The organism is Thauera sp. JM12B12 (assembly GCF_039614725.1).
GTDB lineage: Bacteria > Pseudomonadota > Gammaproteobacteria > Burkholderiales > Rhodocyclaceae > Thauera.
On record NZ_CP154859.1, the window covers coordinates 4,093,915 to 4,109,313 of the forward strand.

Below are 15,399 nucleotides of genomic sequence, written 5' to 3' on the forward strand. Positions count from 1 at the left end.
ACCGGTCAGGTGCGCATGCGCTCCACCGCCCACACCGCCGCCTCGACGCGCGAGCGCAGGTCGAGCTTGCGCAGGATGTGCTTGACGTGGACCTTGACCGTGCCCTCGGCGATGTCGAGCTCGCGCCCGATCTGCTTGTTGGACAGGCCTTCGGCAATCTTCTCGAGGATGCGCGTCTCCTGCTCGGTGAGCCCGGCCGCCCCGGTCGACTGCGGCCGCGACTCGCTGCGCAGGGCGGCGGCGAGCAGGTGGTTGAGCTGCTGCGGAATGACCACTCGCCCGGCGGCAACCGCCTGCAGCGCCTCCAGCATCGCCTCCGGCTCCATGTCCTTGAGCAGGTAGCCATCGACGCCACCACGCAGGGCGGCCACCACGTCCTCGCCCGAATCCGAAACCGTGACCATCACCACCCGCGTGTCGAGCCGCGCCGCGCGCAGTCCGCGCAGCACCTCAAGGCCGCTCAGGTCGCGCATGTTGAGGTCGAGCAGGATGAGGTCCGGCCGCAGCTCGCGCGCCATCGCCAGCCCCTCCACGCCGCCGGTGGCCTCGCCCACCAGCAGGAAGCCGGGAATCATCTGCAGCAACTGCACCAGGCCGCGGCGAAACAGCGGATGGTCGTCGACGATGAGGACACGTTGCGTTTCCATCATGCCTGCCCCCCGCCGGCCTGCGCCGCGCCATCCGTGACTGCGACGGCGATGCCCGGGGCCGCCGCGAAGCGCAGGCAGACGCGGGTGCCACCGTGCGCCATGGCGACGATGTCGAGCTCGCCGCCGATGCTGCGCGCGCGCTCGCGCATGATCGCGAGCCCATGGTGGTTGCGCTCGTCGACCGGCGGCTCGCCGATCCCGGCGCCGTCATCCTCGACGGTCAGCCGCACCTGGCCATCCTCCGTACCGCACAGGGCGACGCGCGCATGGCGTGCGCCCGAATGGCGGACCATGTTCGACAGCGCCTCGCGCACGATCTGCAGCACATGCACCTCCTGATTGGGACTGAGCAGGCAGTGACCGAGCTCGACCTCGAGCGCGATGTCGACGCCGCCGCGCGTACCGTACTCGCGCACTGCATCCTGGATGAGGGTGGGAAGGTCGGCCGACAGGCCGAGGCGGAAGGACACGAGCAGCTCGCGCAACTGGCGGTAGGCGGCGTTGATGCCCTCGCGCAGGTCGGCGAGGATGGGTGCGGCCTGGGCGCTGCGCGCCGGGTCGGCGAGCACCGGCTGCAACAGGCTGACCTGGATCTTCATGTAGGACAGCGCCTGCGCCAGCGAATCGTGCAGCTCGCGGGCGATCACCGAACGCTCTTCCTGAAGCGCCAGCAGGCGCTCCTGCTCGCTGCGCCGCGCCGCGCCGAGCGCCATGCCCATGTGGCGCGAGAGCGCCTCGACGAGCTGGCGCTGCCAGTCCTCCAGACGCACGCCGTCGGGCAGCGCGAGGCGCAGCATGCCGTAGTGGTGCTCGCGGTCGCGCAGGGGAAAGCGCAGCAGCGCCGGGTTGTGCAGCGCCACGCCATGGCCGTGCGAGGCCTCGCGACAGGCCTGGCAGGCCTCCTCGCCGCGCGCGCTGCGGTCGGGACAGGGGCCGACCGAGGAGGCGATCACCGTTGCCGCGCCGCCGTGGCGCGGCTCGAGGCAGACGAAGCTACCCTCCAGGCCGGCCACGCGATCGATGTCGCGCAGCGTCGCCTCGTAGGCGTCGACCGCCGTCGGCGACTGGTACAGGCGGGCGATGGCATGGTAGAGCAGCTCGAGCGAACGATTGCTGCGCTGCAGCTCGGCGGTCTTGTCGGCGACGCGCTGCTCGAGCGAGTGATAGTACTTGGCGAGTTCGTCCGCCATCAGATTGAAGGCGCGCCCGACGCGGCCGAACTCGTCGTCGCCGGTGTAGTCGACGCGCACGCCGAAATCGCCGCCGGCGATCCGCCGGGCCGCTTCGAGCAGGCCCCGCAACGGCCGCAACACGGCGCGATAGAGCATGAAGAGCGCGATGCTCACGACCAGCACGGTGACGGCGATTGCGACCCCGAGAATGAAGCGCAGGTCATGGATGCGCGCCTCGGTGTCGTGCTCGAGCACGGCCACCAGGGAGTTCAGCTGCTCGACGAAGGCATCGACCTCGCTCAGCAGCAGTTCGACCTCCGCCGCCGGTGCCGACGGCCTGTCGAGCGCCTCGATGCGCGGTTTCAGGCTCTGGTACCACGATGCGCTCACACCGCGGTAGGTGGCGGCGAACAATTCACCCGGTGCGCGCTCGACGAATCGCAGCAGCGCAGGGTGCTCGAGCTGGGTCTCGAAATCCTCGACCGCTGCCGCCACGCGCGCGGTCTCGAAGCTGCCGCTGAGCGCATCGACCGCGATCAGGTTGGCCACCCGCTGGGTGTAGCGGCGCAGGCTGCCGGCGATGTTGATCACGCTGGCGCTGCCGCGGGTGCTCTCGACCACCAGCATCGAGGCGCTCATGCCCGCGAGGCTGATCAGGGTGAGCGCCAGCATGGCGACTGCAACCAGCAGCATGATCGAGCGCCGGACGACCGGCCTGGGAATCGCGATTTGCATCGTCAGCCTCCTGTCGGCCGCTTGCCGGACCGACGACGTGGACATACCCCTTCCACGCCCGTTTCACCCCGAAATAGGGTGGCATTATTCATTTGATTTTCAAAATCAATTAGTTGGGAAAGTTCCCAGATACCTCTTTGGAGGTATTCATGCGCCTCCCCGGTCTCCGCGCACGGTGCGCCGCAGCGTGCGCGAATCAAACGAGCGACTAGTCTACAGTCCGTTCGCCGCACATGGCGTCAGCAGGAGAGTCGCATGAGCAGCCCAGGCACCCCAGTGATCGACACATCGGATCTTCTGGCCCGTTTCGCGCCCTTCAACATGCTCGAGGCCGCCGAGCGTGTGCGCATCCAGGCGGGTGCCCGGCCGATCCATGCCGCTCGCGGGGAGCTTCTCGTGCAGCAGGAAGGCTGTCCGCGCGGCATCCACCTCGTGCTCGGCGGGCGCATCAAGTGCTTCGTGCTGTCCCCGTCCGGCGGCGAGAAGATCGTACGCCTGGCCGAGCCCGGCACCTTCTTCGGCGAGGAGGCGGCGCTGCTCAACCGGCCACACCTCTTCAACGCCCAGGCGATGGGCCCGAGCGAGCTGCTCTTCGTGCCGATCGCCCTGCTGCGCGAGGCGATGGTGAGCTCGACGCCATTCTCGGTGTCGATGTCGATGCGCCTCGCCACCGCCAGCTACGACCTGATGTCGACGATGCAGGTGCAATTCCAGCTCAGCGGCACGCAGCGCGTGGCGCACTACCTGACCCGACTGGCGCCCGACGATGCCGAGCGCTGCGAGATCCGTCTCGACATCGACAAGCAGACCATCGCCGCCCAGCTCAACCTCACCCCCGAGACCCTGTCGCGCATCCTTTCCCAGCTCACCCGTGAAGGCATGATCCAGCCGCGCGGCCGGCGCGGCATGGTGCTCAGCAAGCTCTCCGAACTGCGCAGCTGCGCGGCGCACTGACGCGCAGCTGCAGGTCGCCGCGGATCGCCGCGACGCGCGCGCTTCAGATCTCGCGTGCGGACAAGGCCGCCAGCTGCTCGAGGTGAGCGGGTACGGCGAGCCAGCGGCAGAACAGCCTCCAGATATCGACGTCGAAGGCACGCGGGGCAGTGGCGGCGAGCGTCGCAGCCGAGGCCTCGTCGGCTGCGCTCCCCAGGAAGCACCAACGGTCGAAGACATGATGCCGGCGGCGACCGCTCGCCGGCTGATGCTCGACGACATGCACCGCGCCCGCCCACGGCCAGGGTCTGGTGCCGACGCCGGCCAGCCCACCCGCCAGGCGTGCATCGTGCTCGGCGATCGACTCCCTGCCGGCGCACACCCCGGCACAGCGCCGCGTCGCATGTGCCGTACACGGCCCGCTGCCGCCCTCCAGGCCGAGGCGGCGCGGACACAGCCGGTACAGCATGGCCAGCTCGCGCAGCAGGTTGTCCGCCTCGCGGCGGTTTCGGAACACCCCATACAGGCCCGCCCAGTCAGCGGGATCGGTACCGGCAATCGGCACCTTGTCGTAGATCGGCGGCCGCCGCCGGTTGGCGAGCAGGCGCAGCGCGAACGCCTCCTCCGCCGGCTCCTGCGCGCGGTTGTAGGGCGGCCGGAACGCGCGCAGCAGTTCGAGCTCCTGCAGCGAGGTATCGAGCTCGCCGGCGGTCTCGATCCACTCGACGCGCTTCACCCGGGCCACCAGCTCGGCGTCACGCCCCTTGCGCACGTTGGGTGCAAAGTGCTCCCGCACGCGTGCGCGCAGGCTCTGCGCCCGCCCGACGAACAATGGCTGATCGCGCCGCCCGTTGGCGGGTGGCGCCTCGGTCGCATGGAACAGATACAACCCGGGCACGTCGGGCACCGCTTCGAGCACACCCTCGGGCAGCCCCGGCGGCAGCACCGGCGCCTTCATCGCGCGCTCGGCGGCGCGCGCCAGCGCCTCGGGCGGGAAGCCCGCCTCCACCTGGCGCACGAACTGCCACAGCACCTCGACGTCGCCCATCGCCCGGTGGCGCGCCTCGCACACGAGCTGGTGACGCTCGATGAGCGCGTCCAGGCCGTGACGATGATGCTCGGGGAACAGCGCGCGCGACAGCTTGACGGTGCACAGCACCGGCGCCTCGAAGGTGCGCCCGATGCGGGTGAAGGCGTTCTTGATGAACGCATAGTCGAAGCGCGCGCTGTGGGCGACGAAGACACAGCCCTCGAGCAGCGCGGCGACGGTGTCGGCGACCGCCTCGAAGGGTGGCGCGTCGGCCACCATCGCGTCGGTGATGCCGGTGACCTGCTCGATCAGCGGCGGAATCGACTGGCCCGGCGCGACCAGGCTCTCCCAGCGCGCCACCACCTCGCCCGCCTCGACGCGCAGGATGGCGATCTCGGTGATGCGGTCGCGCACCGGATGAGCTCCGGTGCTCTCGACATCGATGATCGCAAGACGGTGCGGCAGGCTCATCCGGGCCTGCCGCGGGCGGTGATCAATCGCAACAAGTGTGCGCTACGTGCCGGGATTCAGTGGTTGGCGTCGTAGTAGTAGGGCTTGACCGGAACCTGCACGGCAGCGAGGCGCTGCTGCTCGTCGACGTTCTGCGGCTTGTCCCACCACAGGCTGCGGCCCTTCTTCTGCTCGTCGCGCTGTTCGGGATGCCTTTCCATCCATTCGCGCATGAACTTGGTGTGATCGGATTCGTACATCGCCATGTCGGAGCCCTCGTGAGGTGGTACGGCGGCCCAGGTGCCGCGTTCGGCCGGCATTCTATCAGCGCCGGCGGCGTTCACCCTACGCGGCCGTCACCCTTGACGCGGCCGATGCGCACGACCTCCTGCACCCGGCGCACCGCACGCATGACGCGCGCCAGATGCATGCGGTCATGCACCTGCACGGTGAAGCTGAGGGCGGTGTAGTCGCCCTGCTCGCTCTCCATCGATACGCTCTGGATGTTGCAGTCCTCCTCGGCGATCGCGCTCGCCACGCGTGCGAGGACGCCACGCGCATTGCGGCTGAGGACGCGGATGCCGACGTCGAACAGGCGATCGTCGACCACGTGCTCCCATTCCACGTCCACCCAGCGCCCACGGTCACTGCGCAGCTTGGCGACGTTGGGGCAGTCGTGGGTGTGCACCTCCAGCCCCTGGCCCTTGCGCAGGGTGCCGATGATCGGGTCGCCCGGAATCGGGTGGCAGCAGCGCGCGAGCTGCACCGCCACGCCCTCGGAGCCGCGGATGGTGATCGCGCCCGCAGGCTTGGGCTTGACCACGTCGGGGCGGCCGGATTCGAGGTCCTGCGCCTCGGCCAGGCGGCGGGCGACGATCACCGGCAGGCGCTTGCCGAGGCCGAGGTCGGAGAACACGTCCTTCTTGTTGCGCACCCCACGGTCGCGCAGGAAGCGGTCCCAGGCGAAGGACGAGATCTGCCCCAGGGTGAGTCCGTGCGGACGCAGGGCCTGGTTGAGCAGGCGCTCGCCGAGCGCGACGGATTCGTCCTGCTGCGCGTTCTTGAGGAAGTGGCGGATCTGCGAGCGCGCCTTGCCGGTGCGGGCGTAGGACAGCCACGCCGGGTTGGGGTTGGCGTGGGCGGCGGTGATGATCTCGACCTGGTCGCCATTGCGCAGCTCGCTGCGCAGCGGCATCAGGTCGCCGTTGATGCGGCAGGCCACGCAGCGGTTGCCGACGTCGGTGTGCACCGCATAGGCGAAGTCCACCGGCGTCGAGCCCTTGGGCATCGAGAAGATCTTGCCCATCGGCGAGAACACATAGACCTCGCCGGGGAAGAGATCGATCTTGACGTGCTCGAGGAACTCGGTGGCCTCGCCCGAGGTGGATTGCAGCTCGAGCAGCGACTGCAGCCAGGAGTGCGTCTTTTGCTGCAGCTCGGTGAGCGTGCGCTCGTCTTCCTTGTACAGCCAGTGCGAGGCCACGCCGGTCTCGGCGATGTGGTGCATCTCGCGGGTACGGATCTGGACCTCGACCGGCATGCCGAAGGGGCCGATCAGGGTGGTGTGCAGACTCTGGTAGCCGTTGGCCTTGGGGATCGCCAGGTAGTCCTTGAACTTGCCCGGCACCGGCTTGTACATCGAGTGCAGGGCACCGAGCGCGAGGTAGCAGCTCGGCACGTCCTTGACGATGACGCGGAAGCCGTAGATGTCGAGCACCTGCGAGAACGACAGGTGCTTCTCGACCATCTTGCGGTAGATGCCGTAGAGGTGCTTCTCGCGGCCCTGCACCTCCGCGACGATGCCCCACTGCGGCAGACGCTCCTCGATGCTGGCGAGGATCTTGCCGACCACCTCGCGGCGATTGCCGCGCGCCGAGCGGATGGCCTTGGACAGCACCTCGAAGCGCAGCGGGTACTTGTTGCGGAAGGAGAGTTCCTGCAGCTCACGGAACAGATCGTTGAGGCCGAGCCGGTTGGCGATCGGCGCGTAGATCTCGAGCGTCTCGTTGGCGATGCGGCGGCGCTTGGCCGGACGCATGTGGTCCAGCGTGCGCATGTTGTGCAGGCGGTCGGCGAGCTTGATGAGGATGACGCGCAGGTCGCTCGCCATCGCCAGCAGCATCTTGCGGAAGTTCTCCGCCTGCGCCTCTTCCTGCGAGCGGAACTCGATCTTGTCGAGCTTGGAGAGGCCGTCGACGAGTTCGGCGGAGACCTTGCCGAAGCGCTCGGCGATCTCCGCCTTGGTGATGTGGGTGTCCTCCATCACGTCGTGGAGGAGCGCAGCGATCAGCGCCTGGGGGTCGAGATGCCAGTCGGCGACCAGGGAACACACCGCAACCGGGTGGCTGACGTAGGGTTCGCCGCTGACGCGGAACTGCCCGGCGTGGGCGTCGGCCGAGAAATGGTAGGCCGCCTCGACGCGACCCACGTCCTCGGCCTTGAGGTAGGTCTCGAGCTTGGTCTTGAGCTGCTGGAAATCGAGCGAGAGCACGCTCGAGGGGGGCGGCCGGTAAGGCTGGGGGGCTGGGCCCGCTTCTGCGGTCTTCATGCGACCCCCCGGCGTGGTCAGGCCTGGCCGCGATTGAGCATCTCGAGACCGACCTTGCCCGCCGCCACTTCACGCAGCGCGATCACGGTGGGCTTGTCGTTGTCGCCGGGCTCGAGTTCGATCTGCGGCGTGCCGCCGGCAGTGAGCTGGCGGGCACGATAGGTTGCCGCCAGGGTGAGCTGGAAGCGGTTCGGAATCCTTTTCAGGCAGTCTTCGACGGTGATGCGGGCCATGTTCAATCCTGTTCGAGAAAGGCGAAATATTCGGGATGCCGCTGATGCTGGTTGGCGTAGCGCAAACGCGCAGCGCGCACGACGGCAACGAGGTCGTCGAGCGCGGCATCGATTTCGTCGTTGATTATAACGTAGTCGAATTCGGCGACATGGCGCATTTCCCCGCGGGCACCGAGCAGGCGGCGGCTGATCACGTCGTCGCTGTCGGTGTTTCGGCCACGCAGACGGGCTTCGAGTTCCTCCATCGACGGCGGCAGGATGAAGACGCCGACCGCGCCGGGGAAGTGCTTCCTCACCTGCTGCGCGCCCTGCCAGTCGATTTCGAGCAGGGTGTCGCGCCCTGCATCGATCTGCGCCTTGAGCCAGACCTTCGAGGTGGCGTAGTAGTTGCCGTGCACTTCCGCCCATTCGAGGAACTCGCCGCGGTCGCGCAGCGCGCGGAAGGTCGGCACGTCGACGAAGTGGTATTCGCGCCCGTCCTGCTCGCCGGGGCGCGGCGCGCGCGTGGTGTAGGAGATCGACAGCTGCACCCGCGCATCGCGCTGCAGCAGGCCGCGCACCAGGGTGGTCTTGCCGGCGCCCGAGGGCGCGGTGACGATGAAAAGTGTTCCGGGCATGGCCTGCGTTCCTGTGGGTGCCTTGGCGTGGAGCCGTTATTCCAGGTTCTGCACCTATATGTTGAATACAGCCTAGAAACCTTGCCGTTACTGATGGTCTGCGTTCGGCTGTATTTTTGGGTGCACTCTTGGGTGCACATTTTCCGGCCTCTTGTGCCTTGAGGCTGAATTGTACGCAGCGGCGCCCAAGTAAAGAACCCGCCTCTTGCTGGCGCAGAACCCAGTCGAAGAAACAGCCCCAGGCCCGCCGAAACCTGCCGACGTTCGCGGTTCGAATTACCCGCGCCGGAAGATCGCCAGGAAGTACCTTGACGCCAGCCCCGCGCGCGTACATCTCTCGATTCCATCGCCCAGGCCCACCAGATCGGCCCAGGTGCCACACATCAGATGCGGGTGATAGTCAGGCACTGCCGAACAAAAAAACCGGCACACGGCCGGGTCGGTTACTGGTGCTGATCGAGGATCACCCCGCATCGGTTACAGCGTAACCATCGAAGTGCAGAATCGCGGCCTCGATCACTTGGCGCTTGGTCTGGCCGGTGCGCTCGCAGATACGTTTGAGCGTTGCGTCAGCAGTCGGGGACAGCATCACTTGCAGCCGCGTGAGCAGCAGCCCGTCCGGGTCTTTCAGCGCGCGCTCGCGGTAGCGGCGTTGCTTCTCGGCGTTGGTCATGCCCATGTTGTCCTCGTCGGTTACAGCGTAACCGTAACTCTAGAATGGTTACGCTGTAACCGCAATCCGGATCACGCAGGGACCAATACCCCCTCACCAATCGGTTCCGACGCGCGCGCATGTCCTGCGTGATGCGCCAGCACGTCATCGACCTTCGACGGTTCGGCCTTCACCACATCCCAGCACCACGTCCCGAAGCCACCGCGGGCATTCACCGCCCGCACCCAGGCATCGAGCGCCATGCGCTTGACCCTGTTCTGGTCCGAGTCCTCGCCCTTGATCTCCAGCACCAGTCGCTTGCCGTTGGCGAGCTCGATCAGGAAATCGGGCACGAAGCGCCGCCGGCTGCCGCGCCACAGGTAGTAGATCTGGAAGCCCAAGTGGTCGTTCTTGGCGTAGGCCGCCACGTCAGCCCGCTGTTCGAGCACATTGACCGTGTAGGCTTCCCAAGTGCTGTCCGAGACTGCGTGGCTGATCTGCGACTTGGTCGTCTCGACGCAAGGCTTTGTCGTGTACCAAGTGCGCATGTTGCGCGTCGAGCCGATCGGGAACTCGCTATCGAACACGGGTTCCAGCCGCTCGGCGTTCTCCTGCCGGAAATGATCGACCACATGCTGGACGATGGTGTCGATCGAGAGCGCGAACAGGATGCGCTTGCGCAGCGGCTCCTGATGGAACAGCGACGGGATGTCGAGCCGGTCGGACTGGAAGAACTGTTCGACCAGTCGCACCAGTTGCTGAACGAGATATTCGCGGCTGCCGGTGAAGCCGTGCCGCATTTCGGCAAATGCCTTGCGCGCCGCCACGAACAACACGCGCTGCAGCCGGAACTCTTCGGGCAGCTTCTCCAGGTCAATGGACACCGCCTTGCTGAGGTCGGCCGCACCGCCCAAGGCGGGAGCCATGTCCGCGCTGACGTGGATCTTGGCAGGATCGAGCTTGAGCACCGTCATCTTCGACCAATTGACACGCAGCGTGGAGTGCACAACCACATCGACCCGCAGCACATTGGGCCAACTGATCTCCAGTTCGGCGCGCTCCTGGACAGCCTCGACTTGGGTGCTGTTTCGCGGCGGCGGCGGCGCATCGCCTCCCGCACCCACATCCTCGAACACCGACAGCGGAACACCGAACACGTTGACGTACTCGGCCTTGAACAGCATCCGTTCCTTGCCGTCCGGGCAGACCACCGCCTCGGTGTCGTAGGACACCCGACGCAGGCCGCGGCCGATCACCTGCTCGCACAGTAGCTGACTGGTGAAGGCCCGCAGGCCCATGATGTGGGTCACGTTCTTGGCGTCCCAGCCCTCTGAGAGCATCGCCACCGAGATCACGTTCTGCAGATCCTGGCCCGCGCTGCCGCGTTTGCCGACGTTGTCGATGATCGCGCGCAGCAGCTCTTCCTTCTTCAACTCCAGGAGCTCCGCCTTGCGTGTCACCGGGATGTTGGCCGCCTCGACGATCTCGCGCAGCACCGCCTCGTAAGCCTTGTCGCTGCTGGCGGTTTCACCAATCTCCGCCTTGTCGAGCACCTTGGAGTCTACGCGCAGGGTTCGACTCGGCACATGGAGCTCGGGCCAGTACGCATCGCCCGAGCGGAAGTAATGCTCGATCCGCGCCGCGGTCTCGGTGCGATTGCACACCGTCAGCATCACTGGCGGCGAGGTGTGGTTGTTCGTCTGCCACGCCTTCAGCGTCTCGCGCCAGTCGGCCCCCAGCAGCGTATAGGCTTCCTGGACGATCTGCGGCAATGCCTCGTGCGGCTCGGCACCCCGACGGTTCAAGTCTTCAGCGACCTCGGGCTCGCGGTACAGGTGATACAGCTTGCTGCGGTACGTCTGCGCATTCGGCAGCGCGTTGTCGCGGATCACCACGCGCGGCGTTTTCACCAGCCCGGCCTCGATCGCATCGTAGAGCCCGAAGTCCGAGATCACCCACTCGAACAGCGCAGCCTCAGTGCTGGTCTTGCCGGTCGGTGCGAACGGCGTCGCCGACAGATCAAAGCACCGGCTGATGCGGCACATCTTGTGAATGCGGTCCAGTCCCTCGACCCAGCGCGTGGCCTCTTCCAGGTCGATGCCGAGCGCCTCCGCCTCCTTCTTGCTGACCTTGCTCTCGGCCGGCTTGCGGTAGGCGTGGTGGGCCTCGTCGTTGATGACGATGATGTCCTTGTAGCCTGCGAGCTTGCCGAGCACTCGGCGCACATAGGCTTCGTCACTCTCCGCGCCCTTTTTCACCACCGAGCGGTCCTGCTCCTTCAGCGGCATCAGGCTATGCCAGTTCTCGATCAGGATCTCGACCTGATTAAGTTTCTGCCGCAGGGCTTCATTCGGGCACAGCGCGAAGGCGTCGTAGTAGTTCTCCGGATGTCCCGGCAGCAGCACCTGCAGCCGCTCCTTGACCGTCAGACCTGGCGCGACGATGAAGACCGCCCGCGAAAAGTCCTTGGTGCGTTTCGGATAGGTCAGCGCATTGAGCACCTGCCACGTGATGAGCATGGCCATCACCGTGGTCTTGCCGCTGCCGGTGGCCATCTTGTTGCAGACGCGCTCCCACGCGCCGCCGTCGCCGGGAATGGCGATGCCCTGCTTGTAGTCGGCCGGTGCCTCGACGTGCCAGATCAGCGTCTCGATCGCTTCGAGCTGACAGAAGTAGAAGGCGTACTGCCGGCTGATCTCCTCGTCCTGCCAGTGCGCAAGCAACTGCCGCGTCACCGAAGTCACGCCCGGATAGCCGGCCTCGCGCCAAGCATCAACCCGCTCGCGGATGCGATTGACGAGTTCGAGCTCCACGCTGCGCAGCGTGTTGTTGCGGGTGTCGAAGATCTCGTAGCCGGCCGGTCGCCGGCCTTCCATCAGCTCAAGGCTGCTGTCGCTCTTGCGCCGCCAGTGGTGGGTCGGTGCCTCGAAAGGCGAGCTGATGATCAGGGACCGCGGTTTGCTCATCGTGTCGCCCATCACTGCAGCCCGATCACTTTCAGCGACTCGATACCCCGGTCATCGACGATCTTCACCGCCACCTTGTGGTTGTCGCCCGCCTCGAACGGCAGGCTGACCGTGCCGTGAAATTTGCCCAGGCGAGCCTCGTCGAGCTCGGCGCGAATGTTCTTCTTCAGCTTTTCCCACCCTTCGCCCTTGCCGGCCATCGGGAAGAACACCTGACGCGGGAAGAGGCTGCGCTCGTCGTAGTCGGTGTCGAGCGCCCACATGGCGATGTTGCGCTTGCCGCCGGACACGAGCTCGCCCTTTACGGTGTCGAAATAGTCGAAGCCATGGACCTCGACCTCGAACCGACCGTCCTTGAGCGTACGCACCTCGACCTCGGGCTGGCCCATCAGCCAGAAGCTCTGGTTGCTGGCACGCGCCTTCTTCAAGTCTTCGGTCAGCAGATCGGTATTCATCTGCGCTTTCAGCGCGGTGATGCCCTTGAGCGCGTCGATGTCCTTGGCGGCCTCCGGGTCGAAGGTGAAGGCGCAGAACACGATCATCTTCGGCAGCGGGAACAGGTTGCCGGCCTCGTTGAGCGCATTGGCGACCTGACGCTGTTCCAGCGCGGCGTGCTCCGGGCCGAAGCTCACCACCACGCGCTCGCCGCTGTCGAGGTGGCCGACGGCATGCAGGTTCGCCATGTCGGCGTCGAAGGGCAGTGCCTCCAGGTCGGCGAACTTCAGCATCTGGCCGCCCTTGCCGCGGATGCCGGTCTTCAGCAACTCGTCGCGCCACTGGTGCTGGCGACCGGATTCGCCGGTGCGCGCAATGCTGGCGTCCGCCTCTTCCGGGCCGCTCGCCTCGTCCAGCGACTTCACGCTCGGGAAGGGCACCGCCTCGACGGTGAAGGGGCCGGTGATGCGCAGCTTGTTTTTGGCGATCGCGGGCTGGTCGTAGAGCACCTCCTGATCGGCGTGCGCGGCGATCGAGTCGTCCATCTGGCGCTGCATGGCCTGACGGGCGGCGTGGAAGGCATCAAAGGCTTCCCGAGCGGTGGCGGGCCAGCCCTCCGGGAAGTCGAATGGCACCTCCCATTCCTGCAGGGATACGCCCTTGGCGAAGTCGATGGCCGTGCCCTTGCGCCCGCCTTCGGTGATCGCGAAGGGCAGCGCCGGCGGCGCGCGATGCAGTGCATCGTTGAGACGCGCCAGCGCGGTGTCGATCGCCGGGTGCATGCGCTCGTAGATGCTGTCGATGTCCGGGTTGTTGGCGATCGACTTCAGCGTGACGTGCGGGACCGTCTTGTAGATGAAGCCGCCTTTCAGACCCTCATGCGGATACTTCAGCTCGAAGTAGTCGAAGCTGGCGGTCATCAGGCGCTGCTTGGCCAGCGTGACGGCCACGCGCGAGGTGTCGCAGGTGATCCAGCGGCGGCCCCATTTTTCGGCGACGTAAGCCGTGGTGCCCGAGCCACAGGTCGGGTCGAGAACTAGGTCGCCGGGGTCGGTTGTCATGAGCATACAGCGCTCAATGACTTTGCTGTTCGTTTGAACAACATAGCTCTTAGGATCGCCAAACCCTGCGGTCGTGGTGTCATCCCAGAGTCCGTTGATCGGGAATGCAGCGAAATCATTGAAGAACCTGACATAACGCAGAGTGTTCCCAGCGGCATACAACCGTCCACCTCTGTGCAGTCTTCTCATTCCCGCTTGAGTCGTCTTCCATCCAGCCTTCTGAGGAGAGAAAAGCGAACCTTCGAAATGCCATTCAAATACTTGAGGACCTCCAGAGCTCTGGGAGGTCAGATTATCCGGAGTGAACACACCCGTGGATGGGGCCTCGTCAGTGCGGATCCGACGCCTCGAACCGGATAAGTCTTGCACCATCGAATAGCCAGAACCGCCTGCGCCGTCTATTTCCTTTTCCCTATAGATCTGACGGTACTTAACCCGACTTGCGGCCTTCGCATACCAAACCAAATAGTCAGCAACTCGGGCCAACACCTGCGTGCCGCCGGAAGGGCTCCCCGCACCAGTAGTTTTCTTAAAAGTGATCAACCCAACGGCATTCTCGGCTCCAAACACCTCATCCATGATCTCACGCACGTGATGCAGGTTCTCATCCGAGATCTGCACGAACACGCTGCCCGACTCGTGCAGCAGTTCCCGCGCCAGCAGCAGCCGGTCGCGCAGATAGGTCAGGTACGAGTGGATGCCCAGCTCCCAGGTATCCCGAAACGCCTTGATCATCTCGGGTTCCTGCGTGAGATCCGAGTCGTTGCGGTCCTTCACGTCGCGTTTGCCGACGAAAGGCTGGAAGTTGCTGCCGTACTTGATGCCGTAGGGCGGGTCGATGTAGATCATCTGCACCCGGCCGGCCATGCTCTCCTTCTGCAGCAGGCTGTTCATCACCAGCAGGCTGTCGCCCGCGACCAGCCGGTTCGCCCAGCCGCGTTCATGGCGGTAGAAGTCGATCGCGTCGCGCAGCGGCAGGTTCTCGAAGGGGGCGTCGAACAGGCCGGGCTGGATGGCCTTCTCTGCGCCCTTGGCCTTGCCCTCGCCCTTCATCGCCTTTCGCACCGCAGACAGGATGCTCGCTGGGTCGATACGTTCATGGACGTGCAGGCTGACGGTGTCGATCTCGAAGCTGGTGCGCTCGGCTTTGCCCGCCCAGTTCAGGTAGGGCGACTGCAAGCGCTTGAGCTCTTCCAGGGCCTCGCGCATGCGGTCGGTGTCGCCCGACGCCAGCGCGTCGTCGATCAGCTTCTCGATGTTGGCGCGCGCGGGATCGAACTGCAGCGCCGGGTCGAGGTGCGGATCGTAAGCCCAGCGCGTCTTGCCCGCCTCCGGGTCCGTGGCCGGCGTCACCATGCCGACCTCGGGGTTGTTCTTGCGCTTGTCGGCGTGGCGGTAGGAGATGATCTGCGCCGCCTCGCCGGCTGCATTGCGCGTGACCGGCGCTGTCGGGCGCGTCGCAGCGGCCGGGGCTTTCGGCGGCGTTGGTGTGCTGCGCAGTTCCGGGGTCTGCTGCACCTGCAGGGCAAAGCCGCCGGCATCGTCCGCGAGACCGCCCGACGCGCTGGATTCGACATTCCCGCCCGCCTGCGCGCGCCGCACCGAGCCGCCGCGCCCTTGCCCTTTCACCAGCGCGCCGTCGGCAACCAGGGCGCTGTGCGCCTGCCAGTAGTCATCGTCGCCCATCGCCAGCCCCTCGGACTGCAACCTCTTTTCGATCTCGCGGCGAAGGGCGGTATTGCCGATCGTGGAACCATCGGACGGGACGATGGAAAGCATCGCGCGAGTGACGCGATCTTGCAGGCTGGACACGGAAAGCACTCCCTGATCTTCTTGTTCGCAGGCCACCAGCGGCGGTTTGCGGTCGATTATGGCTTGCGAGTGCTGCATCTGTCATGCAAGGACGGCCTTCCAATC

General features: G+C 66.1%; 11 protein-coding genes. 1 reads left to right on the plus strand and 10 read right to left on the minus strand.

Annotated features, from left to right (window positions below):
• Positions 1-5 precede the first annotated feature (5 nt).
• Entirely contained in the window at positions 6-650 is a 645-nt protein-coding gene (narL, locus tag AAG895_RS18585) for a two-component system response regulator NarL (RefSeq protein WP_345793452.1), read from the minus strand.
• Positions 647-2,557: a HAMP domain-containing protein gene (locus tag AAG895_RS18590; protein WP_345793453.1), complete on the minus strand. Its 1,911-nt coding sequence runs from the start codon at positions 2,555-2,557 to the stop codon at positions 647-649. Before AAG895_RS18590 ends, narL begins: the two co-directional genes overlap by 4 nt.
• A gap of 255 nt (positions 2,558-2,812) precedes the next feature.
• Between AAG895_RS18590 and AAG895_RS18595 the strand changes: the two genes are divergently transcribed.
• Positions 2,813-3,511 (plus strand): Crp/Fnr family transcriptional regulator, encoded by a 699-nt coding sequence (locus AAG895_RS18595; protein ID WP_345793454.1) that lies wholly within the window; start codon positions 2,813-2,815, stop codon positions 3,509-3,511.
• A 43-nt stretch (positions 3,512-3,554) separates the two neighbouring features.
• On the opposite strand, the gene AAG895_RS18600 is transcribed toward AAG895_RS18595, so the two are convergent.
• The 8 genes from AAG895_RS18600 to AAG895_RS18635 all read right to left on the minus strand — a co-directional run bounded on the left by AAG895_RS18600 (position 3,555) and on the right by AAG895_RS18635 (position 15,372).
• Positions 3,555-4,991, minus strand: a complete 1,437-nt coding sequence (locus AAG895_RS18600; protein ID WP_345793455.1) for an exonuclease domain-containing protein — start codon at positions 4,989-4,991, stop codon at positions 3,555-3,557.
• 56 nt (positions 4,992-5,047) lie between these two features.
• On the minus strand, positions 5,048-5,236 hold the full coding sequence (locus AAG895_RS18605; RefSeq protein WP_345795340.1) for a DUF3460 family protein: 189 nt from the start codon (positions 5,234-5,236) through the stop codon (positions 5,048-5,050).
• Between the two features lie 74 nt (positions 5,237-5,310).
• Entirely contained in the window at positions 5,311-7,518 is a 2,208-nt protein-coding gene (locus AAG895_RS18610) for a bifunctional (p)ppGpp synthetase/guanosine-3',5'-bis(diphosphate) 3'-pyrophosphohydrolase (RefSeq protein WP_345793456.1), read from the minus strand.
• 17 nt (positions 7,519-7,535) lie between these two features.
• Positions 7,536-7,751, minus strand: coding sequence for a DNA-directed RNA polymerase subunit omega (rpoZ, locus tag AAG895_RS18615; RefSeq protein ID WP_297362858.1), 216 nt, complete (start codon positions 7,749-7,751; stop codon positions 7,536-7,538).
• Positions 7,752-7,753: 2 nt separating this feature from the next.
• Complete coding sequence (gene gmk / locus AAG895_RS18620) at positions 7,754-8,368, minus strand: guanylate kinase (protein WP_345793457.1); 615 nt, start codon at positions 8,366-8,368, stop codon at positions 7,754-7,756.
• A 463-nt stretch (positions 8,369-8,831) separates the two neighbouring features.
• Positions 8,832-9,047: a hypothetical protein gene (locus tag AAG895_RS18625; protein WP_159688288.1), complete on the minus strand. Its 216-nt coding sequence runs from the start codon at positions 9,045-9,047 to the stop codon at positions 8,832-8,834.
• Between the two features lie 65 nt (positions 9,048-9,112).
• Positions 9,113-11,986 carry a DEAD/DEAH box helicase family protein gene (locus AAG895_RS18630; protein WP_345793458.1) on the minus strand — a complete coding sequence of 958 codons (2,874 nt, stop codon included), beginning with the start codon at positions 11,984-11,986 and terminating at the stop codon, positions 9,113-9,115.
• Positions 11,987-11,997: 11 nt separating this feature from the next.
• A complete protein-coding gene (locus AAG895_RS18635; protein WP_345793459.1) occupies positions 11,998-15,372 on the minus strand; it encodes a site-specific DNA-methyltransferase in 3,375 nt (1,124 codons plus the stop codon).
• Positions 15,373-15,399: the final 27 nt, after the last annotated feature.